This window comes from Caballeronia hypogeia, from assembly GCF_001544875.2.
In the GTDB taxonomy this organism is placed as follows: Bacteria; Pseudomonadota; Gammaproteobacteria; order Burkholderiales; family Burkholderiaceae; genus Caballeronia; species Caballeronia hypogeia.
In genome coordinates, this window is record NZ_FCOA02000008.1 from 218295 (window position 1) to 241619 (window position 23325).

Here is a 23325-nt window from a genome sequence, read left to right on the forward strand (position 1 = left end):
TCGATGAATATTTTGCGGTGTTCTGTTCTGTGCTTTTGACTTTCTTTAAGCGGCGACCTTCGCCGACTCCATCAGCTTGATGAAGCGGTCGAACAGATACGCGATGTCGTGCGGGCCGGGCGACGCTTCCGGGTGGCCCTGGAAGCAGAACGCGGGCTTGTCGGTCAGCGCGAAGCCTTGCAGCGTGCCGTCGAAGAGCGAGACGTGCGTGACCTTCGCGTTGGCGGGCAGTGTCGCCGCATCGACCGCGAAGCCGTGATTCTGCGACGTGATGACCACGCGGCCATCTTCGAGATCCTTCACCGGATGGTTCGCGCCGTGGTGACCGGTCTTCATCTTGACCGTCTTCGCGCCGAGCGCGAGGCCCATGATCTGATGCCCGAGGCAGATGCCGAACGTCGGAATGCCGCGCTCGATGAATTCTTTGGTCGCGGCGATCGCGTAGTCGCACGGTTCCGGGTCGCCGGGACCGTTCGACAGGAAGATGCCGTCCGGATTGAGCGCGAGCGCCTCCGCGGCGGTGGCCTGCGCGGGCAGCACGGTGACATGACAACCGCGCTCGGCCAGCATGCGCAGGATGTTGAACTTCACACCGTAATCGAACGCGACGACGCGGAATTTCGGCTTTTCCTGCTCGCCGTAGCCGCTGCCGAGACGCCATTCGGTTTGCGTCCACTCGTAGGACTTCTCGGTTGACACGACCTTCGCGAGGTCCATGCCCGCGAGGCCCGGGAACGAGCGCGCGAGGCCGAGCGCCTTCGCTTCGTCATCGCTGCCGCCGAGAATGCAGCCGTTCTGCGCACCCTTCTCGCGAAGAATGCGCGTGAGCTTGCGCGTGTCGATGCCCGCGATCGCGACGACGCCTTGCGCCTTCAGGTAATCGGAGAGCGACTGCTCGGAACGGAAATTGGATGCGAGGACCGGCAGATCGCGAATGATGAGGCCGGCGGCATGGACTTTGGTGGCTTCGACGTCTTCGGCGTTCACGCCGTAGTTGCCGATATGCGGGTAGGTCAGCGTGACGATCTGGCGGGCATAGCTCGGATCGGTCAGGATTTCCTGATAACCGGTGATGGCGGTGTTGAACACCACTTCGCCGATCGTCGAACCGGACGCGCCGATCGATTGACCACGAAAGACCGTGCCGTCGGCAAGTGCGAGAAGTGCGGGGGAAAATGACGGCAACACGGAAGGCTCCTTGGGGGGACACCCTGTTACCGACCTGTCTGTCCGAAATTCAGGCTTGGCCTCCCGTCGCTCGAAGAACGCGGGTTTCCTTCGCAGTGACGGCGGCGGCTCGCGAAGCGCGCATCGCGGCTCGGACCGGCTCACTTGCGCGAAGCAAGCGGGGGACTCGGAGCGGACGGACGGCCTCGTGCGGCGCGCAGTGCAAGCGCAGCGAACGACGGTGTGTGGGGGTAGGCGCTAGGGTGCGGGTTGATATGCTCAAACCTTCGAATTATAGCGTAAAAATGTCACATCCACCAGATTTGGGACGGGTCCGCTTGTCAGAAGGTTGGCCGCGAGGTCGCCATTTCAGCTCGACAAAGTGCAAAACGCCGTCACTGCGGGTGACGGCGTTTGATCGTGCACGGGCAAGCTACTCTCGCCCTACTTCTTCTTGCTGCTCTTCGTACTGGCGGCAGCCGGCTTCGCAGTTTTGGCTGCGGCCGCAGGCTTGCCGGTATGCGACGCCGTCGACGCCGCTACCTTCGTCACCTTCCCCGAAGATTGTGCAGGCGCCTTGCCGCCGCGCGACGACTTCGTGTCCGGCACGCGCGTGCCGATTTTCGACACCCCGCCGGGCGAACGGCTCGACGCCGCCACGGTCTCGACGCGCACCGGCCCCGGCTCGGCCGGCACGGGTCGACCGAACGGCACGTGCAACACGACGACCTGCCCCGGCATGACCATCTCGCCACGCGAACGATTCCAGGCGTGCACCTGCGCCACCGAGACGTTGTAGCGATCCGCCAGCGTGCTCACCGCCTGCTTGCGGCGCACGCGGATCACGAGCCGCCGCGTATCGGGTACGTCGCGCTCGACGGCGAGCATGGCGTTTGCGGCGACATCGGCGCTGATGTCTTCGTCGTCGTCGTCCGTGCGCGGCACGACGATCGTCGAACCGGGCTTCAGTCGCATGCCCGCCGGAATGCGGTTGACCGACATCAGCGTGTCCGCGTCGACCCCGATCTTCTCCGCGATCGCCGCCGGACGCGCCCGCTCAGTCACCGTGTACGTAGTCCACGACGACAGCGCGCCCGAATACGAAGACAGGTTGCGCTGGAACGAAGCCGCGTTGTCGAACGGCAGCAGAATCTGCGGATTGGTCGCGCCGAGAATCACCGGCTTCGAGAACGACGGATTCAGCGAACGGAATTCCTCCACGCTCATGCCGGCGAGCTTCGCGGCCATCGTCACGTCGATGTCGCGCGCGGTCGTGACCGTCACGAAATACGGATGGTTCGGAATGTCCGGCAGCGCCAGCCCATACATCTGCGGGTTGCTGACGATGTTCTTGACCGCCTGCAGCTTGGGCACGTAGTTACGCGTCTCGTTGGGCATGCGCAGGCTTTCGTAGTCGGTCGGCAAGCCCGCCGCCTCGTTGCGCGCGATCGCGCGCTGCACGTTGCCCTCGCCCCAGTTGTACGCGGCGAGCGCCAGGTGCCAGTCGCCGAACATGTCGTGCAGGCGCGAAAGGTAGTCGAGCGCGGCGCTGGTGGACGCGAGCACGTCGCGGCGCTCGTCCTGCCACATGTTCTGCTTGAGGTTGTAATCGCGGCCAGTGCCCGGCATGAATTGCCACATGCCCGCAGCCTTCGCGACGGACAGCGCCTGCGGACTGTAGGCCGACTCGATGAATGGCAGAAGCGCCAGCTCGGTCGGCATGTGGCGCTGCTCCAGTTCCTCGACGATGTGATACAGGTACTTTTGCGAGCGCGTAGTCATGCGCTCGACGTAGTCCGGGCGCTGCGCATACCAGTTGACCTGCATGTCGACGAGATCGCTTTGCAGGTCGGGAATCTGGAAGCCTCCGCGAATACGGCTCCACAGGTCGGACGAGCCGGCGAGCGACGTGACCGGCGTCTTGTCGACGTCGATGGTTTCCTTGGCTGCTGCAGTGCGGCGAATGGTGTCGGCGGCTTGTTGCTTCTGCTGCTGAGTGGCGCTGGCGGGTAAAGCTGAAATTGGATCAGACGCTGTCGGTCCCTGGCTCGCGCAAGCGGCTAGCATCAGGACGGACAGCGCACTAAGAAGTAGTCGCATGGAACGTCTCGGCTTCCAAAAGATAATGCTTGGAAATTTGCAGCCGATGGTACGGAACCACACTTAAGACGTCAATAAGAATGCACGCAAAACCCCTGCAAAATCCGCGATCTAACGCCGTTTCCAACGTTTCAGATTAAGTTGGCCACAAAATCGCTTGGGTTAACGGAACTTATCCTTCCAGCCGCGCATCATTCGAAACGCTTCGAGGCGGTCCGAAATCGGCGCGCCGAATTGTGACGAAAGCGTCGCCTGAACCGCCGGAACGTCAGATCGCAGGAACGGATTCACCGCCTTTTCATGGCCGATGGTGGTCGGCAAGGTCGGCTTGCCGGCGGCGCGAAGCGCTTGCGCGTCGTCGTTCCAGCGCTGCAAGGCGTCGTTGCCCGGCTCGACCGCGCGCGCGAAGCGGATGTTCGACAGCGTGTACTCGTGCGCGCAGTGCACTTGCGTGTTCTCGGGCAGCGCGGCGAGCGCATCGAGCGAACTGAGCATTTGCGCAGCCGTACCCTCGAAGAGCCGGCCGCAGCCACTCGCGAAGAGCGTGTCGCCGCAGAACAGATGTGGCGTGCCGCTCCGGTCCGCCGCCTGAAAGTAAGCGATATGACCGGCCGTATGGCCAGGTACGTCGATCACGGACAGCGACATCGCCGGATGCTCGATTCGCACCGAATCGCCGCCCGACAAGCGCTCGGTCAGATGCTCGATACGCTCGCCGGCCGGGCCGTAGACGGGAATGCCACCCTCTGCCGCTCGGTTGTCGAGGAGCGCTTTCACGCCGCCGACGTGGTCCTGATGGTGGTGCGTGAGTAAAATAGCGGTCAGCCGCCAACCGCGTTTCGCGAGATACGCCTCGACGGGCGCGGCGTCGCCCGGATCCACCACGACCGCGTCGCGGGAATCCGACACGAGCCAGATGTAGTTGTCCTCGAACGCCGGAACCGGCACGTATTCGAGCGCATCACGAACAGGCAAATCATTGGCAAGCGAATTCATAGCGATCTTCCATGCGGCAATCCGACCATGTCTGACCGACCGATTATAGACTGGCCCACCTGGACGAGTTCAGCGCCTGGGCGCTACGTGCTCGACTGGGAGCAGGCACAGCTCGATCGCGTGGTGTCCGACATCTTCGGCTACCACGCGCTGCAACTCGGCATGCCGCAACTCGACGCGCTGCGCGAGAACCGCATGACCGGCCGCGCGCTCGTACTCGACGCGAACAGCGCATCAAGCGCCCCCTACACGCCGCCGCGCGCCGCGACGCCGGGCGTCAGTGCGCTGCCCGCCGCGAGCGCCCCGGACGGACGCAGCACGGTGTGGTGCGACCTGCTGGATCTCCCCTTCGAAGCGCAGAGCGTCGATCTGCTCGTGCTGCCGCACACGCTCGAATTTTCTCCAGACCCGCATCGGCTGCTGCGCGAGGCCGAGCGCGTGCTGCTGCCGGAGGGCCAGTTGATCATCCTCGGCTTCAATTCGCTGAGCCTGTGGGGCGCGCGGCAATCGCTCGGCAAGGTGGCTGGACGCCCGTTCGTGCCGTCGGCGCACGAAATGATCGCCTTCACGCGAATAAAGGACTGGATCAAGCTGCTCGGTTTCGACCTTGAACGCGGGCGCTTCGGCTGCTATCGTCCGCCGCTCGTCACGGACAAGTGGCTGCAACGCTATCAATTCATGGAAGCAGCCGGCGACCGCTGGTGGCCTATCTTCGGCGCGGCGTACATGATCACGGCGGTGAAGCGCATGCGCGGCATGCATCTCATCGGCCCGCGCAAGCTGAAAAAACCCGCGCTCGCGCCGGGCCTCGCCCCGGTCGCCGCCCCGCACACGCGCAACGAAACCCGCAACGAGCATTGATGACTCAAGAATTCGCTTCGAATAACGTAATCGACATCTACACGGACGGCGCCTGCAAAGGCAATCCCGGCCCCGGCGGCTGGGGCGCCCTGCTCCGCTTCGGCGCGCTGGAAAAGGAACTGTTCGGCGGCGAGCCCGCGACCACGAACAACCGCATGGAGCTGATGGCCGTGATCGCCGCGCTCGAAGCGCTCAAACGTCCGTGCCGCGCCGTGATCCACACCGATTCGCAGTATGTGCAGAAAGGCATCAGCGAGTGGATCCACGGCTGGAAGAAAAAGAACTGGATGACGGCCGCGAAGACGCCCGTCAAGAACGCCGATCTCTGGAAACGCCTCGACGGTCTCGTCGCGCAGCATGAGATCGAATGGCGCTGGGTCAAGGGCCATGCCGGCCATCCCGAAAACGAACGCGCCGATGCGCTCGCCAACCGCGGCGTGACCTCGCTCGCGGAAAGTTAACCGAACAAACGCCTTGTTATGCGCCAACTGATACTGGACACCGAAACCACCGGCCTGAACGCGAGGACGGGCGACCGGATCATCGAAATCGGCTGCGTCGAACTGATCAATCGCCGGCTGACCGGCAACAACCTGCACCTCTACGTGAACCCGGAGCGCGACAGCGATCCCGGTGCGCTGGCCGTGCACGGCCTGACTACCGAGTTCCTGAGCGACAAGCCAAAGTTCGCGGAAATTGCCGCGCAACTGCGCGACTTCATCACCGGCGCGGAGCTGATCATCCACAACGCGCCGTTCGACGTCGGCTTTCTCGACACCGAGTTCGCGCTGCTCGGGCTGCCGAAGGTGACGGAGATGTGCGCCGGCGTGATCGACTCGCTCGCGCAGGCCAAGCAGATGTTCCCCGGCAAGCGCAATTCGCTCGACGCGCTGTGCGACCGTTTCGGCATCAGCAACGCGCATCGCACCTTGCACGGCGCATTGCTCGACTCGGAACTGCTCGCGGAGGTCTATCTCGCGATGACGCGCGGCCAGGAAAGCCTCGTCATCGACATGCTCGGCGATCAGCCGGAGGCGGGCTCGGTCTCGACCTCGCGCGTGGCGTTCGACGACCTCGATCTGCTCGTGATCGTCGCGAGTGCGGAAGAGCAGGCAGCGCACGAAGCCGTGCTGACTGATCTCGACAAATCCATCAAAGGCACGAGCGTATGGCGCACCGAGCCAGCTCCCGCTGAAGGCGATGCCGTCCCGGCATGATTTTTTCAGATTTTCGTTAAGGGGCTCTTTACGAAACGCGAAACGCCTGACATAATCTCATCTCTCTTCGGGTGGTTAGCTCAGCGGTAGAGCACTGCCTTCACACGGCAGGGGTCACTGGTTCGATCCCAGTACTACCCACCAGAATTCTGGTGTTGGTAAAGACAAGCACCGAAGATAAAAAAGCCCAAGTCTCGCGACTTGGGCTTTTTTCATTTCGGCTCAATTCCTCGCCATGCGCGCGCGTCAAAGCACCTGAGTCGCCCACACGCCCCGCGCCATCCCGCTCGCGGCGATCACCATCACCATCACGAGTCCGGCTTCCAGATCGCTCATCCACGCGAACCGCCTGGCGCGCGTCAGATCGATCGCGCCGCCCTGCGCGACCGCGATACGCCAGCGGATCAGCGCGAGCATCGGTGAGACTTCGATCAGCAGGATCACGACCAGCGCCGTGATCTTCAAATGGAACAGCGGCTCATGCAGATAGTAGGCGCTGCCCTTCTCGAATCCGCCGAACGCCCGCATGACGCCCGTCACGATCAGCACGATCGCCGTGATGCCCCATACGGAATCGGAACGGAATACATCGCGCAGACGCAGATCGTTCGCCTGCACGGACTGCGAGGCGTCGAGCCGGCGCAATGCACGTGCCCGCGCCAGCACGGAGCCGAGCGCGAAACCGAAACCAAGAAGATGAAGCGCGGCCAGCAACCAACGTATCAGCATCCTTTCCTCCCTTGAGCGACAGGAACGACGTGTACGGCAACTTCGGCTTACCAGAGCGGACGATTCGCAGCCGATCAGACCTGACGCAAAGCGGCGTCGAGCGCCCGCGCCGCGCTGCGGTCGCCTTCGCTTGCAAGCGGGGTGCGGAACACGGTGGTGCGATTGTGCCCCGCCGCGGCGGGTGAGTCCCAAAGCAATTCAACTTTCGGACGACGGGCGAACAATCCGCGCCGGGCCGCGCCGCTCGCACGAACCGGCGGGACGAAGGGTTCCGTAGCAGGAGCGAGCATGCTCGTGGCCGCGCTCGAATCCGGCGTCGGTGCTGGCCATTTCACGGACAGTTCGCGCGCATCGTACTGGCCGAGCTTGCGGCTCTCGGCCCAGACGACCGCCGTGCGCATGACGGGATCGAGCGAGATCGCATAGCGGCCGATCGCGAAGCGCCGCGCCGCGATATTGGTGCGCCAGAGCGCGCGCGGCCGGCAGATCCACATGACGACCGCATACAGGGCCGGACCGACGACAAGCCAGCCGTTGGTTTCGGCGAGCGCCTGCATGAAATGGCGCCAGCCCGAAGCCCAGACGAATGCGCCGACGGAGAACATCGCGAAGCCGAAGGTCACCAGCGCGAGCAGGCGCAGCGACTGCCGCAACCACTGCGGCAGCGGATGCAGCGGCCGCTCCATGCGCGCCTTCGCGCCCGGCAACACGATCAGCAGGAAGATCAGGACGAGATTCAGGCAAGCCCAAGGCGACGACGTCATCGCGCGCAGCGAGGACAGATAGCCCATCTGCGACATCGAAAATACCCAGCGCGCCGCGAGCACCAGTCCAATGGCCCGCAGCGCGAACACCGTACCGGCGCCGGGCGCCGGGCTCGCGCTGATTTGCTTGGGTCTTGCCAAGGAAACGCTCCTGTCCACAATCGATTCATGCCGCTCCGCATATCGCGAAGCCCGGTCATTATAGGGAGATTACGGATCTCGTCAGAGGTTTCAAACCCGCTGCGCGGTCTGGCGCTCCAAAGCATGCCCGAGTGTGCTATTACGACAACGCCCCGCGCGCCTTGAGGCGCGCGGGGCGTTGTTTTGCAGCGGATGCCGCCGGCGGCGGCAATACTTACTGCTTAGCTCGCGTTGACTTCGCGCAGCACCGTGCGGCGCTTCGCGTGCAGCATTTCTTCGTAGACGCGCACGTAGTTGGCGGCCATCACCTTCGACGAGAAGCGCTTTTCGAACGCGGCGCGGACCTTCTCGCGCGGCAGCGTGTCGAGGCGCTTCACGGCGGCGATCGCGCTGAGTTCGTCTTCGACAACGAAGCCCGACACGCCGTTTTCGATGACTTCAGGCACCGAACCGCGGTTGAACGCGATCACCGGCGTGCCGCAGGCCATCGCCTCGATCATCACCAGACCGAAGGGCTCCGGCCAGTCGATCGGGAACAGCAGCGCGTGCGCGTTGCCGAGGAACTCGGTCTTTTCCGCCTCGCTGATTTCACCGATGTACTCGACGTGCGGCAGCGCGAACAGCGGCTTGATTTCCTCTTCGTAGTACGCGCGGTCCGCCTTGTCGAGCTTCGCGGCGATCTTGATCTTCATGCCCGCGGCCTGAGCGATACGGATCGCGCGATCGACACGCTTTTCCGGCGAGATGCGGCCGAGGAACGCGAGGTAACCGGGCTTCACGTTCGGGATCGGCTTGAGCAGGTTTTCCGGCAGGCCGTGATAGACCGTCGAGAGCCAGTTGGCCTGCGACAGCGGCTGACGCTGGTTGTCGGAGATCGAGATGACCGGCACGTCGTTGAACGTGTTGAAGATCGGCTGCAGTTCGGGCAGGTCGAGACGGCCGTGCATGGTCGTCAGGAACGGCACCGGCTGGCGCGCGAACAGCGAAAACGGGTAATAGTCGATGTGGAAGTGCAGCACGTCGAACTCGTCGGCGCGGCGGCGGACTTCCTCGAGCAGCAGCATATGCGGCGCCATCGTGTCACGGATGGTCGGGTCGAGGCGCAATGCCTGCGGCCAGAACGCTTCGAGCTTCGCCGACGTCTGCGAATCACCGCTCGCGAAGAGCGTGACATCGTGTCCGGCATCCACGAGTGCCTCGGTCAGATAAGACACCACGCGTTCCGTCCCGCCATACAGCTTCGGCGGAACAGCCTCGTGGAGGGGCGCGATTTGAGCGATTCGCATGTCGTGAAACTCCTAATGAAAGATCAGGCAAGTACTGCAGTCATGTTGACGTTGGAAGCGAATCGCTCGGCTCGGGCGAAGCTTTCCGCGGCACGTTGACCGCGGCGCAAAGGCTGATGCTCGAGTGAAAGCAAGGTCGCTATTCACCGGTTTTCCGCGCAGGCAATCCGATCAAGCAAGTGCGGTTCCATATCTCAAAATCGCCGTGCGCCAGCAATTAACGCGCGTCGCATAAAGAGGTTGACGGCAACTTGCAAAAACCTGTCGATGACCTAGGGGCAAACCCGGAGCGGATTATGGAGCTTTTTACAGGCGGGCGCTGGCAGTCATTTCAACTTATTTACCTTGTTACAAAGGGGAAACACTTTGCAAGCCCCTGTTTATTAACGTTGTTCTACATTGGTTCACGGGCCCAGCAATGCGCGGGTGGCGCGCTACGCGCTGAAACACGCGAACCGTTCTTCCCGATGCGCGCATTCTGAAGCCTGGCGCGGCGCATGCTTTTGACATCGCTGCCGCGGGTCGCGCCAGTTGCGGCGGCGGCCAGCGCTGGCTGGCGTTTTAACGCAAAAAGTTGCGCAATATGCTTACAATGCGCGCCCATGCCGTAGGCCGCAGATGATGTCCGGAAGGTTGCACGCGCCGGACACCGATTGTCCGAAGACGCGTTGCCCTGCCGGATACTGGCTACAATTCAGTGATGGAGACGGCGCAGCGTCGCCTCGCTTGACGTCAGTCGCGCCGGATCGGGCGCAGACGCACCGCAGCAGACGCAACACACGCTCAACCGCTCTACGACCAAAAAAGACCATTGGACCAACTCACCGTCTCCCAGCGTAACGCGCACAACGCGAAGCTTTCGAGCTACGCGCATCGGCCGCTCGCGTTCCTGATGCGTTACATCCGCCGGCATCCCGTCGCGCATGCCATCGTCCTTTTCAGCGTTTTCGCAGCGGTCGGCTGCGCCCTCGCTTCGCAATACGCGATCAAGCATCTGATCGACGTGCTCGGACAGGGCCGCGGCCATCCTGGTCCGCTGTGGGGCGCGTTCATGATCCTGGTCGGGCTGATCGCCGCCGACAACCTGCTCTGGCGGGTCGGCGGCTGGGTCGGCGCGCATGTGTTCGTGATCGTCACCGGCGACTTGCGTAAGGACCTGTTCTCGTATCTGTCCGGCCATTCGCCGACCTACTTCTCCGAGAAACAGCCCGGCATGCTGGCGAGCCGGATCACCGCGACCTCGAACGCGATCTACACCTCCGAAAACGTGATGGCATGGAACGTTCTGCCGCCGTGCATCGCGGTGCTGGGCGCGATCGTCATGATCGTTTCGGTGAATCCGCTGATGGCGGCCGGCCTGATGTTCTGCTCGCTGGCCCTCGCGCTGATCCTGTACCGCCTGGCCAAGCGCGGCTCGGCCCGGCACCACGCGTTCGCGTCGAAAGCGGCGTCGGTGGATGGCGAACTCGTCGACGTGATCGGCAACATGTCGCTCGTGCGTGCGTTCGGCATGACCTTCCGCGAGCAAAAGCGCTTCGGCTCGACCGTCAAGGCCGAAATGGTCGCGCGTCAGCAAAGTCTGCTGTACCTCGAAAAACTGCGTCTGCTGCACGCCGTCATCACGGCAATCCTCTCCGCCGGCCTGCTCGGCTGGGCGCTGTGGTTGTGGTCGCAGGGCCGGGCGACGTCCGGCGATATCGTGCTCGTCAGCTCGCTCGGCTTCACGATCCTGCACGGCACGCGCGATTTGGCGGTCGCGCTGGTGGACGTAACGCAACACGTCGCGCGTCTCGCCGAAGCCGTGCAGACGCTGCTGGAGCCACACGGCATGCCGGACCGGTCGGATGCGACCGAACTCGTGCCGCAAGGCGGGCGCGTCGATTTCGACGGTGTCACGTTCGCGTACCCGCGCCGCCGCCCGATTCTCGACAACTTCCATATTCATATCGAGCCGGGCCAGCGCGTCGGTCTGATCGGCAAGTCGGGCGCGGGCAAATCTACCGTGCTGGCGCTGCTGCAACGCTTCTACGAAACGCAAAAGGGCAGCATCAAGATCGACGGCCAGGATATCGGCGCGATCACGCAGGACAGCCTGCGCCACGCGATCGCACTGGTGCCGCAGGATATTTCGCTGTTCCATCGCACGGTGTTCGAGAACATCGCCTATGGCCGGCCGGAAGCGAGCCGCGAGGAAGTGTTCGCCGCCGCCCGCGAGGCGCGTTGCACGGACTTCATCGAGGCGATGCCGGAAGGTTTCGACACGATCGTCGGCGACCGCGGCGTGAAGCTGTCGGGCGGCCAGCGTCAGCGCATCGCGATCGCGCGGGCAATTCTCAAGAACGCGCCGATCCTGCTGCTCGACGAAGCCACGTCGGCGCTCGACAGCGCATCGGAAGAAGCGATCCAGCAGGCGCTCGACCGGCTGATGGTCGGCCGCACGGTGATCGCGATCGCGCACCGCCTGTCGACGCTGCAGAACTTCGACCGCATCATCGTGATGAGCGCGGGCAAGGTCATCGACGACGGCTCGCCGCAGGAATTGCGCGACCGGCCGGGGCTGTATCGCGAGCTGCTTGCGAAACAGCACGGCAAGGTGCCGTCGCTGGTCGCGACGCCGCACAAGCAGCCGGCGTGAAGCCCCGAGCGTTAAAAAGCCGCGTATCGGAACAGATACGCGGCTTTAATGAGATGGTCAGCCTGACCGAAATGGCCCGATCGGCTTACGCTAATCGGGCCATTTCCTTTTCTGGGAGGCCATCATGGCGAACGCTACGCTTATCGGCATCGACCTGGGCAAGCACCGTTTCTTCGTACATGCGCAGGACGCACGCGGCGCGCAGGTTTGGCGCAAGAAGATGACGCGCAAGCAGCTCTATGCGTATTTGGCCACCTGTCCCGTGGCCGTGTTGGCGATGGAAGCTTGTGCTGGCGCGCATTGGTTGGGAACTCGTCGAGCTTGAGACACAAATCAAGCAGCAGACGTTGGAAGATGAAGCCGGCCAGCGCCTGCTCACGATTCCGGGAATCGGCCCGATCACCGCCAGCAGCTTGCTGGCCATGGCTGGCGACGCGCGCGCGTTCAAATGTGGCCGTGACTTCGCCGCATCCCTCGGTCTGGTTCCTCGCCAGCATTCGACCGGAGGCCGAGCGACCCTTCTAGGGATATCCAAGCGCGGCAACAAGCAGTTGCGCAGCCTGCTGGTGCAAGGAGCGCGTGCGGTGATGCGTTACGCCGAGCGGAGAACAGATGCGCTCGGGCGCTGGCTACAAGCTCTGCTGCGACGCCGTCACAGCAACGTGGTTGCCTGCGCACTGGCCAACAAAATGGCCAGAATCGTTTGGGCGATTCTGGCCAAGGGTGGCGAGTACCGGGCGCAACCGGCTATCGCTTGAACAACTTTCCTGCCTGCTTTTGCGACCACTGACCTGTGATGAAGATAAACGGCTCACTGCCCAGTTGAAAACCTGACATGAAATCCAGTCTTGCAGACTGAGGCTTTTTTGAGGACAACTGGGCGCGGCTTCTCATCGAGGGCCGGGCGCTCTGATCCGCGCCCATTTCGAGCCCGGATACATTTGCGCAAGCCCTTTTATCTTAGGTCACAGATCGAGGTTGCAGAGATCAGGCTAACCATACATTTTCATTGCGCCTTCAGGTCCCGCATGAAGTTGTCGCGCCACACGGAGACGTTGTTCTCCCGGAGCTGCTGCATCATCTCGTCATAGCGCGCCTTGCGTTCTGCGAGCGGCATCGCGAGCGCGGCGGCGAGCGCGTCGGCCATGCCGTCGATATCGAGCGGATTGACGATCAGCGCGGCCGTCAGCTCCCGCGCCGCGCCCGCGAACTGCGACAGCACCAGCACGCCGGGATCTTCCGGATTCTGCGCCGACACATATTCCTTCGCGACCAGATTCATGCCGTCGCGCAACGGCGTGACGAGGCCCACGTGCGCCTCGCGGAACAGCGCCGCCAGCACCGGCCGCTCGTACTGCCGATGGATATAGCGGATCGGCGTCCAGTCCAGCTCCGCATGACGGCCGTTGATGCGCCCCGACTCCCCCTCGAGCTGCAGGCGAATGTCGCGATACGCGTCGACATCGGTGCGGGTCGGCGGCGCGATCTGCAGGAACGACACGTTGTTGCGCTGCTGCGGATCGTGCTCGATCAGCCGCTCGAACGCACGGAAACGTTCGACCAGCCCCTTCGAATAATCCAGCCGGTCGACGCTCATCACGAGTTTGCGATGATGCAGCGTCGACTTGACGATCTCCACGTCGCGCCCGCTTTCGCCATCCTTGGCGAGCGCGGCGATTTCGTCGGGATAGACGCCGATCGGGTACGCCGCCGCGCGCATCGTCCGGCCGAACGCGCGCACTTCGACCGGCTTCGCGCCGTCGCGATGCAGCGCGCCGCCCGCTTCGGTTTCGATGTACTCGCAGAACGCGCGCAGATCGGGCTCCGTCTGAAAACCGAGCAGATCGAACGCGCAGAGCGCTTCCACCAGTTCACGATGGCGCGGCACGGCAAGCAGAATCTGCGAAGCGGGAAACGGAATGTGCAAAAAGAAGCCGATGCGATTCCCGACGCCGAGCTTGCGCAAGGCCTGCGCGAACGGAATCAGGTGATAGTCGTGCACCCAGATGACGTCGTCGGGCCTGAGCAGCGGCGCCAGTTGCGCGGCCAGCCAGCGGTTCACGCGGCAATAGCCGTCGTATTCGTGGCGATCGAACTCGATCAGATCCGGCCGATAGTGGAACGCGGGCCAGAGCGTCGCGTTGGAAAAACCGCGGTAGTATTGGTCGTAATCGCGTCGCACGAGTCCGATGGTCGCAAAGGTCACGGGACCGTGCTCTTCGAGCTTGATGCCGTCGGGCTCGGACGAGAGCACGTCGCCGCTCCAGCCGAACCACATGCCGCCGGTTTCCTTCAGCGCGTCGTAGACGCCGACCGCGAGGCCGCCTGCCGCCGGGCCGCCTTCGGAAATCGGCGCGACGCGATTCGAAACGATGATCAGCCGACCCATTACGCGTACTTCCCCGCCGTGCCCGCGATCACCTGAAGCCAGTCGAGCAGCAGCTCGACCGATTCGATGCGCGCCCGCGCGACCGTATCGCCCGAGCCGATCTTGACGGAAAGGCCATCGAACTCGTTGACCACCGCGAAGCCTTTCTCGTCGGTCAGATCGTCGCCGATAAACACTGGCTTTCGGCCCGTGAACGGCGGCTCGCTCATGTACGCGCGCACCGCGCGGCCCTTGTCGACATCCTTCGGCTTGATTTCGTAGACCATCTTGCCGGGCTGCAGCACGTAGGCGTCGGCATATTCGGCGACGAGTTTCTGGGTGGCCGCGCGCGCCACCGGCTCGCGGTCGGACGCGTTGCGGTAATGCAGCGCGAGCGCCGCGCCCTTGATTTCGAGCAGCATGCCCGGATGCGAATTGACGACCTTCTCGAGCGCGTGCTCCATGCGCAGCAGCCGCTCGTCGTTGAAACCGATGCGCTGTACGTCGCCATTCGAATCGCGCCGCTCGGCGCCATGCATGCCCGCGACCGGCAGATCGGGCATTTGCAGGAACGAATCGATGTTGTCGATGCCGCGCCCTGACACGACCGCGACCGCGCCGTTGGTCGCGCGCCTGAGCGCAGCGAGGATATCGGGCACCGAGCGCGGCACGAAAATGCCGTCCGGTGTGGAGGCGAGTTCGACGAGCGTGCCGTCGAAATCGAAGAAGAAAGCGGTCTCGGCAAGAGACAGGGAATCGGGAAGAATTTGCATCGATCTTGGGCCTGTGGATTGCCTGGTTTTCTGTGACGTGGCGCGCACGAGGATTGCGCATCTTACCGCGCGGGCTCTTTCGATCTTGAAAGGCGCGCGGCTTACGCGCGTGTTGAATCGCCTTTCGGGGCGCTTGCGCAAGTGCGGCAAATCGTCTCGAAGGCGCCGCAATAGCGAGATGATGCGCTTACTGCGCCGCCTAAGGCGTGTATTTTGAGATGATTTCGACCTTTCCGCAGTCAAAAGCAATGCCGCGCCGCGCGGCGTTCGAATTTTTCCGATGCACGCTTCGTTCCTTTCCTCACCTATCTTGCGGTTCCAGCTCCATCGATGGACCCGCCGCACCGCCCTGCTCTCGCTCTGCTGTGCGCTCGCCGCCTGCGCGAAGCCGTCCGAGCCGTGGCATCTGACCGATGTCTCGGGCCATCTGCCGGACCTGGACTTCTCGCTCATCGACGATAGCGGCGCGCCCGTCACCGGACACTCGTTCGAGGGCCGGACCACGCTGGTCTACTTCGGCTACACGCATTGCCCCGACGTCTGCCCTGAAACGATGGCGCGCCTCATGCAAGTCCTGCAGCGCGTGGGCGCCGATGCGGACCGGACGCGCATTGTGTTCATCTCGGTCGATCCGGCGCGCGACACGCCCGCGCTGCTTCGCTCCTATGTGCGCGCGTTCGACGACAAACACGCCGTCGGCCTGACGGGCACCGAGCGCGCGATCGAGACGGTCGCGCAACGCTATCGCGTCGCGTATCAGATGGAAAAGCGCGATCCGTCCGGCGCCTACGAAGTGACGCACAGCTCCGCCGTCTATATCTTCGATGCGGCCGGACACGCGCGCCTGCTGGCCACGGACCACGATTCGGTCGAGGCCATCGCAGCGGACCTGAAGCGCGTGATCCACGCGAAGGACGCGTGACGATGAGCACGCTTCTGTACTGGCTCGATCCGTGGGAGCCGTCGCCGACGGTCGTGATCTGCGTACTGCTCGCGGCGGTGCTGTTCGCGCGCGGCGCGCGGCATGCGCGTGTGTCGGTCCCGCGCCGCCTATCGTTCTGGATCGGTCTCGTCGCGCTCTATGTCGCGCTGCATACGCGCCTCGATTACTTCTTCGAGCACGAGTTCTTCATGCATCGGCTGCAGCATCTCGTGCTGCATCATCTGGGACCGTTCCTGATCGCGCTGTCGTACCCGGGCGCGGCGCTGCGCGCGGGCATTCCGTTCGCGTGGCGCCAGCGCTGGGTGCGCCCGGCGACGCAGACCAAAGTCGCGCGCGTGTTCTTCGATATCGTCTTCAATCCGGTGATCGCGGTCACGCTATTCGTCGGGCTGATCTACTTCTGGCTGCTCTCGCCGATCCACTTCAAGGCGATGCTCGATTACCGGCTCTATCGCGTGATGAACTGGAGCATGGTGATCGACGGGCTGCTGTTCTGGTGGCTCGTGCTGGATCCGCGTCCGGCGCCGCCCGCGCGGCTCGCGCCCGGCAGGCGGATTCTCGTCGTGATCGCCGCGATTCCGCCGCAGATCATCCTGGGCGCGTACATCTTCTTTACGCCGCACGAGCTGTATCCGATCTATTCGATCTGCGGCCGCGCGTTCACATGGATCACGCCGATGCGCGACCAGCAGGTCGGCGGTCTGCTGCTGTGGATTCCGGGATCGATGATGAGCGTGATCGGCGCGCTGATCGCGCTGCGTCACTGGCTGCGGCTGTCGGCGCGCTCGCGCCTGAGAAAGGAGCGCGAACCCGGAGCGGGCGCGCCGGTCACGGACGCGAAGACGCCCGCATCGACTGCTTCATGAGTCGAAACCGGGACGGCGCATCCATACGTGCGGAATGCCGTCCTCGTCGTGCACGCCCGACGACGGCACGAACCCGAACGCGCCGTAGAAGCCCTGCAGATGCGCCTGCGCGTGCAGGCTGATCGGCTCGGCGGGCCATTGCTTCAGGATGTGCTCGAGCGCGCGCGCGAGCATCGCGTTGCCGAGCTTGAGGCCGCGGAATTTCGCGGTCGTCAGCACGCGGCCGATGCGAACGTCCTTCTCGCTCTCGTCGGGATGACCCGGCAACAGCACGCGCAGATAACCCGCCAGCGCGGCACGCTTGCCCTCCTCGGCTTCACCGTAGGCGAACAGATGCCACGCATCGATATCGAGCCCGTCGATATCGCCATACACGCAGTTCTGCTCGACGACGAACACGGCGCTGCGCGCGGCGAGCATGTCGTAGACCTCGGTGGTCGTGAGATCGTCGAAGCGCTTCCAGCGCCATTCGAGTTGGGAAAGTCGGTCGGTCATGGGAATCGGATGCTGAAGGTTTCCGAGATTATGCCGTGTGGCGAAGGGACGCGAATGTCGTACCCGAAAGGCATGCCGGAAAAAGAAAAAGCCCTGACGGATCAGGGCTTTTCGAGTGGAGGCGCGGACCGGAGTCGAACCGGTCTAAACGGCTTTGCAGGCCGCTGCATAACCGCTTTGCTACCGCGCCGTATGCGGTTCCGGCTGCCGGTCATGATGCCGGCTCATTCACCAAACAAAAAGGGAAGCCTGGCTTCCCCTTTGACTGGAGCGGGAGACGAGTCTCGAACTCGCGACCTCAACCTTGGCAAGGTTGCGCTCTACCAACTGAGCTACTCCCGCATTATCCTGCGACGCTGCTACTGCCAGTTTCCGATACGCGCTCGATGATTCAGCGCGGGGAATATCGAAAACTTTTAAATCTGGAGCGGGAGACGAGGCTCGAACTCGCGACCTCAACCTTGGCAAGGTTGCGCTCTACCAACTGAGCTACTCCCGCATTTTTACTACCGAACTCTTTTGCCTTCGCTTCGCTGTTTGCGTCGCGCCGCGCATCAGAGAAACGAGATTATGTAGAAGCTAAAGAAGGCTGTCAACTGTTTTGTGAGAGGAATTTTTCTCTTCGACGCATTTTTTCGCGATACGCCCTTTTCGTGCCCGGTTCAGCACCTTCCGCAGCCTTTACAGCATGCCGCCGCGCTCGCGAATCTGCGGCCATGCGAGCTTCATGTAGTAGAGCATCGACCAGACCGTGAGGACCGCCGCCACATCGATGAGCCACAGGCCCCACACGCGCGTGTCGATCACCCATTGCGTGCCGGTGATCTTGAGCGGGCCGTAGAACAGCAGCATCGGAATGGCGACCATCTGACACACGGTCTTGAACTTGCCGAGCTGATTCACCGCGACGCTCTTCGATGCGCCGATCTGCGCCATCCATTCGCGCAGCGCGGAAATGGTGATCTCGCGCCCGACGATCACGAGCGCGATCACCGCGTTCAGTCTCGACAGCTGCACCAGCACGAGCAGCGCGGCGGTGACCATCAGCTTGTCGGCGACCGGATCGAGGAACGCGCCGAACGCCGAGGTCTGGTTGAGCTTGCGCGCGAGGAAACCGTCGAACCAATCGGTGAGTGCGGCGAGCACGAAGATGACCATGCCGAGCAGATTCCTGTGCTCCGGGCTCATCATCATGTCCGGCAGATAGAACACGCCCACGACGAGCGGAATCAGCACGATTCGCAGCCACGTCAGGAAGATCGGTAAATTGAACGGCATGGGCGATACGCGAAAAGAGCGACATGTAAGGGAGCCGCCATTGTGCCGCGTCGGTCCGGCGCTCACAAGGCGACGTCGGGGCCGGGGCGGCTCGCGAGCCGGCCAGCGGAATCAATGCAACTGACGATAAATCTGCTGCGCTAGTGCAAGCGATATGCCTTCGACGCTCGCCAGATCCTCGACGCTCGCCGCCTGCACGCCGCGCAATCCACCGAAGCGCGATAGCAGACGTTGCCGCCGCTTCGCGCCGACGCCTTCCAGTTCTTCGAGCCGCGAGGTCTGGCGCGCCTTCGCGCGCTTCGCGCGCATGCCGGTGATCGCGAAACGGTGCGCCTCGTCGCGGATCTGCGCGACCAGCATCAGCGCCGCGCTTTCCTTGCCGAGTTCCAGCGCGCCGCGCCCGTCCGCGAACACGAGCGTTTCCAGCCCGACCTTGCGCCCTTCTCCCTTCGCGACGCCGACCAGCATGCCGTGATCGAGCCCGAGCTCCGAAAAAACCTGGCGCGCGATCTCGACCTGACCCTTGCCGCCATCGATCAGCACGATGTTCGGCAGCGTGCCCCCCGCCGCGACCGGCTCGGCGGCGTCGGGCGTGATGTTGGAATCGGCGGCGTCATCGGGTTGCAGGGTCGTGGCTTCGTCGTTGGCGTTCGCCGCGGCCTGCGCGACCATTTTCTCGTAACGGCGCGTGAGGACCTGGCGCATCGCGGCGTAGTCGTCGCCGGGCGTGATGCCGTTGATGTTGTAGCGGCGATATTCGCCCGACTGCATTTTGTGATGGTGATAGACCACGCAGGATGCCTGCGTCGCCTCGCCCATCGTATGGCTGATGTCGAAGCACTCGATGCGCAATTGAGCGAGATCGTCCATCTCCATGGAAAGCGTGTCGGCGAGCGAGCGCGTGCGCGCCTGCTGCGAGCCCTGCTCCGACAGGAGCCGCGCGAGCGCGAGCTTCGCGTTCTGCTCGGCCATCGAAAGCCATACGCGTTTCTGGCCTTGCGGCTGACGCAGCAGCGTGACCTTGTGCCCGGCCTGCTCGATCAGCAGATCGACGAGCTGGCGGCTCGACGGCGCGTGACTCACGACCAGCACCGGCGGCACGCGGTTGCCGATGTAATGCTGCGCCATGAACGCTTCGAGGACTTCGGATTCGAGCGCGCCTTCGCGGGCTTCGGGTTCGGCTTCGGCTTCGGACATCGCGATCTCTTCGACGGGAATCTCCGTGGCGCGCGCGCCGTGCTCGGCTGCCTGCACGATCGCTTCGCCGTCGGACGGCGTGCTCGCGTCGAGGTCGGAGATATCGGCGACTTCGGGCAGATCGTCCTCGTCGTCCAGCGCCATCGCGCTTTCGACGTGCGTCGGGAAATACGCCTTGTCGCCGAGATGCCGGCCGCCGCGCACCATCGCGAGATTCACGCAGACCTTGCCGCCAAGCGCGACGACCGCGAGGATATCGACGTCGCTCTCGCCGCCCACTTCGATCGCCTGCTGATGCAGCACGGTCGAGAGCGAACTCATCTGATTGCGCACCGCCGCCGCCTGCTCGAACTTCAGATCGGCGGCGAACGCGTGCATCTTCTGTTCGAGCTCCTTCATCACTTCGCCCTGCCGGCCGAGCAGAAAGCGCGACGCGTTCGACACGTCGCGCGCGTAATCCTCTTCGTTGATCAGCCTCGTGCAAGGCGCGGTGCAACGTCCGATCTGATGCAGCAGACAAGGCCGCGTGCGGTTGTTGAACACGGAATCCTCACACGTGCGCAACTGGAACACGCGCTGCAGGATCTGGATGCTCTCGCGCACTGCCCACGCGCTCGGGAACGGGCCGAAGTACTGGTTCTTCTTGTCCACCGCGCCCCGGTAATACGCCATGCGCGGAAACTTGTGCCCGGTGAGCTTCAGGAACGGATACGACTTGTCGTCGCGAAACAGGATGTTGTAGCGCGGCGCGAGCGCCTTGATCAGATTGTTTTCGAGCAGCAGCGCTTCCGCTTCCGAGCGCGTGACGGTCGTCTCGATCTTGCGGATGCGCGTGACCATCATCGCGATGCGCGGCGAATGCAGCGTCTTCGTGAAGTAGCTCGACACGCGCTTCTTCAGGTTGCGCGCCTTGCCGACGTAGAGCACGTTGCCGTCACGGTCGTAATAGCGGTAGACGCCGGGCAGATGCGGCAATTGCGCAAGCGTCTTCTTCGGGTCGAAATCCGGTTCGGGATCGGGCGTGCGATCGGGTTCGTGTGCGGCGGAATCAGTCATGCAGCGAATCAACGCGAGTAGGCGGGGACGGTACGCGCATGCAAGCATGCGGCGGGCCGCGGTCGGTATCTTTAGAATCGCCAGTTTAGAACATTACGCCGCGCGCCTTGGTCCCCATGACTACGCATCCCGACGCCACGAAAGCCCCGGAACTCGCCTGCGACATCTTCTGCGCGGTGGTCGACAACTTCGGCGACATCGGCGTGTGCTGGCGGCTCGCGCGGCAATTGCGCGCCGAGCACGGCTGGCGCGTGCGCCTTTTCGTCGACGATCTGAAGGCGTTTCACACACTCTGCCCCGAGGTCGATACGTCCCTCGCGCGGCAGGAGGCGCACGGTATCGAGATCGAACACTGGCGCGAGCCGCATCACGCGGGCGAGACGCTTGCCATCGCGGATGTCGTGATCGAGGCGTTCGCGTGCGAGTTGCCGCACGCGTATATCGCCGCGATGGCGCGCCGCGATCCGAGGCCGGTGTGGATCAACCTCGAATATCTGAGCGGCGAGGACTGGGTCGCGGATTTCCACATGCGGCCGTCGCCGCATCCGCGTTATCCGCTGGAGAAGAGCTTTTTCTTTCCGGGACTCGGCGCGGGCACGGGCGGCGTGCTCAAGGAGCGCGATCTCGACACGCGCCGCGAACGCTTCGACGTTTCCGCGTGGTGGCGCGAGCGCGTGGGCATCGAGCGGCCGGACGACGGGCGAACGGTCGTGTCGCTGTTCGCTTACGAAAACCCCGCGGTCGACGCCCTGCTCGCCCAATGGCGCGACTGCGACGCTCCGATCACGCTGCTCGTGCCCGAAGGACGCATTTCCGGCGCGCTCGCGCGGTTTTTCGGGTTGCCGGCGTTCGCGGCGGGGGCATCGGCGCGTGCGGGAGCGCTGGAAGCGCACGCACTCGGCTTCGTCGAGCAGCCGCGCTTCGACGAGCTTTTATGGGCAGCCGACATCAACTTCGTACGCGGCGAGGACTCCTTCGTGCGCGCGCAATGGGCCCAGAAGCCGGTCGTCTGGCACATCTATCCGCAAGCGGACGACGCCCACGTCCCCAAGCTCGACGCCGCGCTCGACCACTACACGCGCACGCTCGACGCTCCGGCGCGCGGCGCGGTCACGCGCTTCTGGCACGCGTGGAACGGCGCGGGCGCGCCCGACTGGACAGATTTCTGGGCTCATCGGCAGGCTTTGACCGCGCGCGCGGTGCGCTGGTCGGAAGAATTGGCCGACGTCGGCGATCTCGCGAGCAATCTGGCCGCGCACGTCGCGGCGCGCATGGCGCGCTGAAATCACGCCGATGCGCCCTTCGCGCCGCACCATCCGACTCGCCAAATAAGCAAAAACTCAGTTAAAATAAGCGGTTATCCAAGGAAGCAGGTCGCGGCATCACGCTCTTACGCGTTCGCGCCAGGGACACAATTCCGCACGGCGGGCAGCCGGAAAATCCGCGTCAGCGTCGCCGTCGTCGATTCAATCCAGGCCTTCAGGCCAAATCCATTCGTACAGGACCCAGTTTTATGAAGACCGCACAAGAACTCCGCGTCGGCAACGTCGTCATGATCGGCAACGATGCCATGGTCGTGCAGCGCGCCGAGTACAACAAGTCGGGCCGCAACGCAGCGGTCGTCAAGATGAAGTTCAAGAACCTGCTGACCGCGGCCGGCATGGAAACCGTCTACAAGGCGGACGACAAGTTCGACGTGGTCGTGCTCGAGCGCAAGGAAGTGACGTACTCGTACTTCGCCGACCCGATGTATGTGTTCATGGACGCCGACTACAACCAGTACGAAGTCGAAGCCGAAATGATGGGCGACGCGCTCAATTACCTCGAAGACGGCATGGCTTGCGAAGTCGTGTTCTACAACGAGAAGGCCATTTCGGTCGAATTGCCGACCACGCTGGTCCGCGAGATCGTCTACACGGAACCGGCCGTCAAGGGCGACACGTCTTCGGGCAAGGTGCTCAAGACCGCCAAGCTGAACACCGGCTTCGAACTGCAAGTGCCGCTCTTCTGCAATATCGGCGACAAGATCGAAATCGACACCCGCACGAACGAATATCGCAGCCGCGCGTAAGCGCAACGTCGGCGAAAGCCGGGCGGTGCGGGCGGTGCGAGTCACCGTCCGGCATCACAAGAAAAGCGCCCCTTCGCGGGCGCTTTTTTCTTTTGCATGAATTTTTTGACAATTTCAGGCAAACTTTACCGCTCGCACCCCTTTTCCTTCGAACCGGCATCGACGCAGAAACCGGCCTTCGCCCCATGCGGCACGCTGACATCGGAAAAATTAACTGCGTGGCACGCTTTCTGCTCGATCAGCCAGATCAGGATTTCAGAAACGACATGCGAACCACGCCTTACAACCGGATCCGGCTTCTGTTCGTCGCGGCGCTCGCGTGCCCGGTGCTGGCGTTCATCGGCGGTTGCAAGTCGGCTGACACGGCGCCAGCATCCGCCGC

At 63.4% G+C, this 23325-nt stretch carries 20 protein-coding genes, 4 tRNA genes and 1 pseudogene; 10 read left to right on the plus strand and 15 right to left on the minus strand.

Annotated elements, in window-relative coordinates; genetic code table 11:
* Window positions 1-45 precede the first annotated feature (45 nt).
* The 3 genes from carA to gloB all read right to left on the minus strand — a co-directional run bounded on the left by carA (window position 46) and on the right by gloB (window position 4263).
* Complete coding sequence (gene carA / locus AWB79_RS15220) at window positions 46-1188, minus strand: glutamine-hydrolyzing carbamoyl-phosphate synthase small subunit (protein WP_061168243.1); 1143 nt, start codon at window positions 1186-1188, stop codon at window positions 46-48.
* Between the two features lie 423 nt (window positions 1189-1611).
* Window positions 1612-3267, minus strand: a complete 1656-nt coding sequence (locus AWB79_RS15225) for a transglycosylase SLT domain-containing protein (RefSeq protein WP_061168244.1) — start codon at window positions 3265-3267, stop codon at window positions 1612-1614.
* 162 nt (window positions 3268-3429) lie between these two features.
* Window positions 3430-4263, minus strand: a complete 834-nt coding sequence (gene gloB, locus AWB79_RS15230) for a hydroxyacylglutathione hydrolase (RefSeq protein ID WP_061168245.1) — start codon at window positions 4261-4263, stop codon at window positions 3430-3432.
* A 27-nt stretch (window positions 4264-4290) separates the two neighbouring features.
* Here gloB and AWB79_RS15235 point away from each other — a divergent pair, with 27 nt between their 5' ends.
* From AWB79_RS15235 to AWB79_RS15250, 4 genes are all read left to right on the plus strand, one after another.
* Entirely contained in the window at window positions 4291-5124 is an 834-nt protein-coding gene (locus AWB79_RS15235; protein ID WP_061168246.1) for a class I SAM-dependent methyltransferase, read from the plus strand.
* Window positions 5124-5585 (plus strand): ribonuclease HI, encoded by a 462-nt coding sequence (gene rnhA, locus AWB79_RS15240; RefSeq protein WP_061168247.1) that lies wholly within the window; start codon window positions 5124-5126, stop codon window positions 5583-5585. The genes AWB79_RS15235 and rnhA overlap by 1 nt, the downstream gene beginning before the upstream one ends.
* Before the next feature lie 18 nt (window positions 5586-5603).
* Complete coding sequence (gene dnaQ / locus AWB79_RS15245) at window positions 5604-6341, plus strand: DNA polymerase III subunit epsilon (protein WP_061168248.1); 738 nt, start codon at window positions 5604-5606, stop codon at window positions 6339-6341.
* Between the two features lie 69 nt (window positions 6342-6410).
* Window positions 6411-6485 (plus strand) — tRNA-Val (locus AWB79_RS15250).
* A gap of 102 nt (window positions 6486-6587) precedes the next feature.
* On the opposite strand, the gene AWB79_RS15255 is transcribed toward AWB79_RS15250, so the two are convergent.
* The 3 genes from AWB79_RS15255 to AWB79_RS15265 form a co-directional block, all read right to left on the minus strand.
* A complete protein-coding gene (locus tag AWB79_RS15255; RefSeq protein WP_061168249.1) occupies window positions 6588-7070 on the minus strand; it encodes a DUF2214 family protein in 483 nt (160 codons plus the stop codon).
* A 74-nt stretch (window positions 7071-7144) separates the two neighbouring features.
* Window positions 7145-7975, minus strand: coding sequence for a hypothetical protein (locus AWB79_RS15260; RefSeq protein ID WP_061168250.1), 831 nt, complete (start codon window positions 7973-7975; stop codon window positions 7145-7147).
* Between the two features lie 221 nt (window positions 7976-8196).
* Window positions 8197-9261, minus strand: a complete 1065-nt coding sequence (locus AWB79_RS15265) for a glycosyltransferase family 4 protein (RefSeq protein ID WP_061168251.1) — start codon at window positions 9259-9261, stop codon at window positions 8197-8199.
* Between the two features lie 811 nt (window positions 9262-10072).
* Here AWB79_RS15265 and AWB79_RS15270 point away from each other — a divergent pair.
* The gene (locus AWB79_RS15270; RefSeq protein ID WP_061168252.1) at window positions 10073-11896 is read left to right on the plus strand and encodes an ABC transporter ATP-binding protein; all 1824 of its coding nucleotides are present in this window, start codon (window positions 10073-10075) and stop codon (window positions 11894-11896) included.
* Window positions 11897-12020: 124 nt separating this feature from the next.
* Window positions 12021-12654: pseudogene (locus AWB79_RS38895) on the plus strand (IS110 family RNA-guided transposase).
* A 248-nt stretch (window positions 12655-12902) separates the two neighbouring features.
* Here AWB79_RS38895 and otsA read toward each other — a convergent pair.
* Window positions 12903-14285: an alpha,alpha-trehalose-phosphate synthase (UDP-forming) gene (gene otsA, locus AWB79_RS15285; RefSeq protein WP_061168255.1), complete on the minus strand. Its 1383-nt coding sequence runs from the start codon at window positions 14283-14285 to the stop codon at window positions 12903-12905.
* The gene (otsB, locus tag AWB79_RS15290) at window positions 14285-15037 is read right to left on the minus strand and encodes a trehalose-phosphatase (RefSeq protein ID WP_061168256.1); all 753 of its coding nucleotides are present in this window, start codon (window positions 15035-15037) and stop codon (window positions 14285-14287) included. Before otsB ends, otsA begins: the two co-directional genes overlap by 1 nt.
* A gap of 280 nt (window positions 15038-15317) precedes the next feature.
* Between otsB and AWB79_RS15295 the strand changes: the two genes are divergently transcribed.
* Together AWB79_RS15295 and AWB79_RS15300 are read left to right on the plus strand one after the other, a co-directional pair.
* Entirely contained in the window at window positions 15318-15959 is a 642-nt protein-coding gene (locus tag AWB79_RS15295) for an SCO family protein (RefSeq protein WP_061168257.1), read from the plus strand.
* A 2-nt stretch (window positions 15960-15961) separates the two neighbouring features.
* The gene (locus AWB79_RS15300) at window positions 15962-16846 is read left to right on the plus strand and encodes a cytochrome c oxidase assembly protein (RefSeq protein ID WP_061168258.1); all 885 of its coding nucleotides are present in this window, start codon (window positions 15962-15964) and stop codon (window positions 16844-16846) included.
* Here AWB79_RS15300 and AWB79_RS15305 read toward each other — a convergent pair.
* From AWB79_RS15305 to uvrC, 6 genes are all read right to left on the minus strand, one after another.
* Window positions 16841-17341: a GNAT family N-acetyltransferase gene (locus tag AWB79_RS15305; protein ID WP_061168259.1), complete on the minus strand. Its 501-nt coding sequence runs from the start codon at window positions 17339-17341 to the stop codon at window positions 16841-16843. The two genes, AWB79_RS15300 and AWB79_RS15305, sit on opposite strands and share 6 nt — an antisense overlap.
* 116 nt (window positions 17342-17457) lie before the next feature.
* Window positions 17458-17531, minus strand: a tRNA-Cys gene (locus tag AWB79_RS15310).
* Between the two features lie 76 nt (window positions 17532-17607).
* Window positions 17608-17683, minus strand: a tRNA-Gly gene (locus tag AWB79_RS15315).
* Window positions 17684-17764: 81 nt separating this feature from the next.
* Window positions 17765-17840 (minus strand) — tRNA-Gly (locus AWB79_RS15320).
* A 182-nt stretch (window positions 17841-18022) separates the two neighbouring features.
* Window positions 18023-18619: a CDP-diacylglycerol--glycerol-3-phosphate 3-phosphatidyltransferase gene (gene pgsA, locus AWB79_RS15325; RefSeq protein WP_061168260.1), complete on the minus strand. Its 597-nt coding sequence runs from the start codon at window positions 18617-18619 to the stop codon at window positions 18023-18025.
* A gap of 111 nt (window positions 18620-18730) precedes the next feature.
* Window positions 18731-20872 carry an excinuclease ABC subunit UvrC gene (gene uvrC, locus AWB79_RS15330; protein ID WP_061168261.1) on the minus strand — a complete coding sequence of 714 codons (2142 nt, stop codon included), beginning with the start codon at window positions 20870-20872 and terminating at the stop codon, window positions 18731-18733.
* 116 nt (window positions 20873-20988) lie between these two features.
* Here uvrC and earP point away from each other — a divergent pair, with 116 nt between their 5' ends.
* Complete coding sequence (earP, locus tag AWB79_RS15335; protein ID WP_061168262.1) at window positions 20989-22155, plus strand: elongation factor P maturation arginine rhamnosyltransferase EarP; 1167 nt, start codon at window positions 20989-20991, stop codon at window positions 22153-22155.
* 230 nt (window positions 22156-22385) lie between these two features.
* Window positions 22386-22943 carry an elongation factor P gene (gene efp, locus AWB79_RS15340; protein ID WP_061168263.1) on the plus strand — a complete coding sequence of 186 codons (558 nt, stop codon included), beginning with the start codon at window positions 22386-22388 and terminating at the stop codon, window positions 22941-22943.
* A 125-nt stretch (window positions 22944-23068) separates the two neighbouring features.
* Here the strand turns inward: efp and AWB79_RS39515 are convergent.
* Window positions 23069-23325 (minus strand): hypothetical protein (locus AWB79_RS39515; RefSeq protein WP_157695786.1); only part of this gene is annotated, 257 nt, incomplete at its 5' end.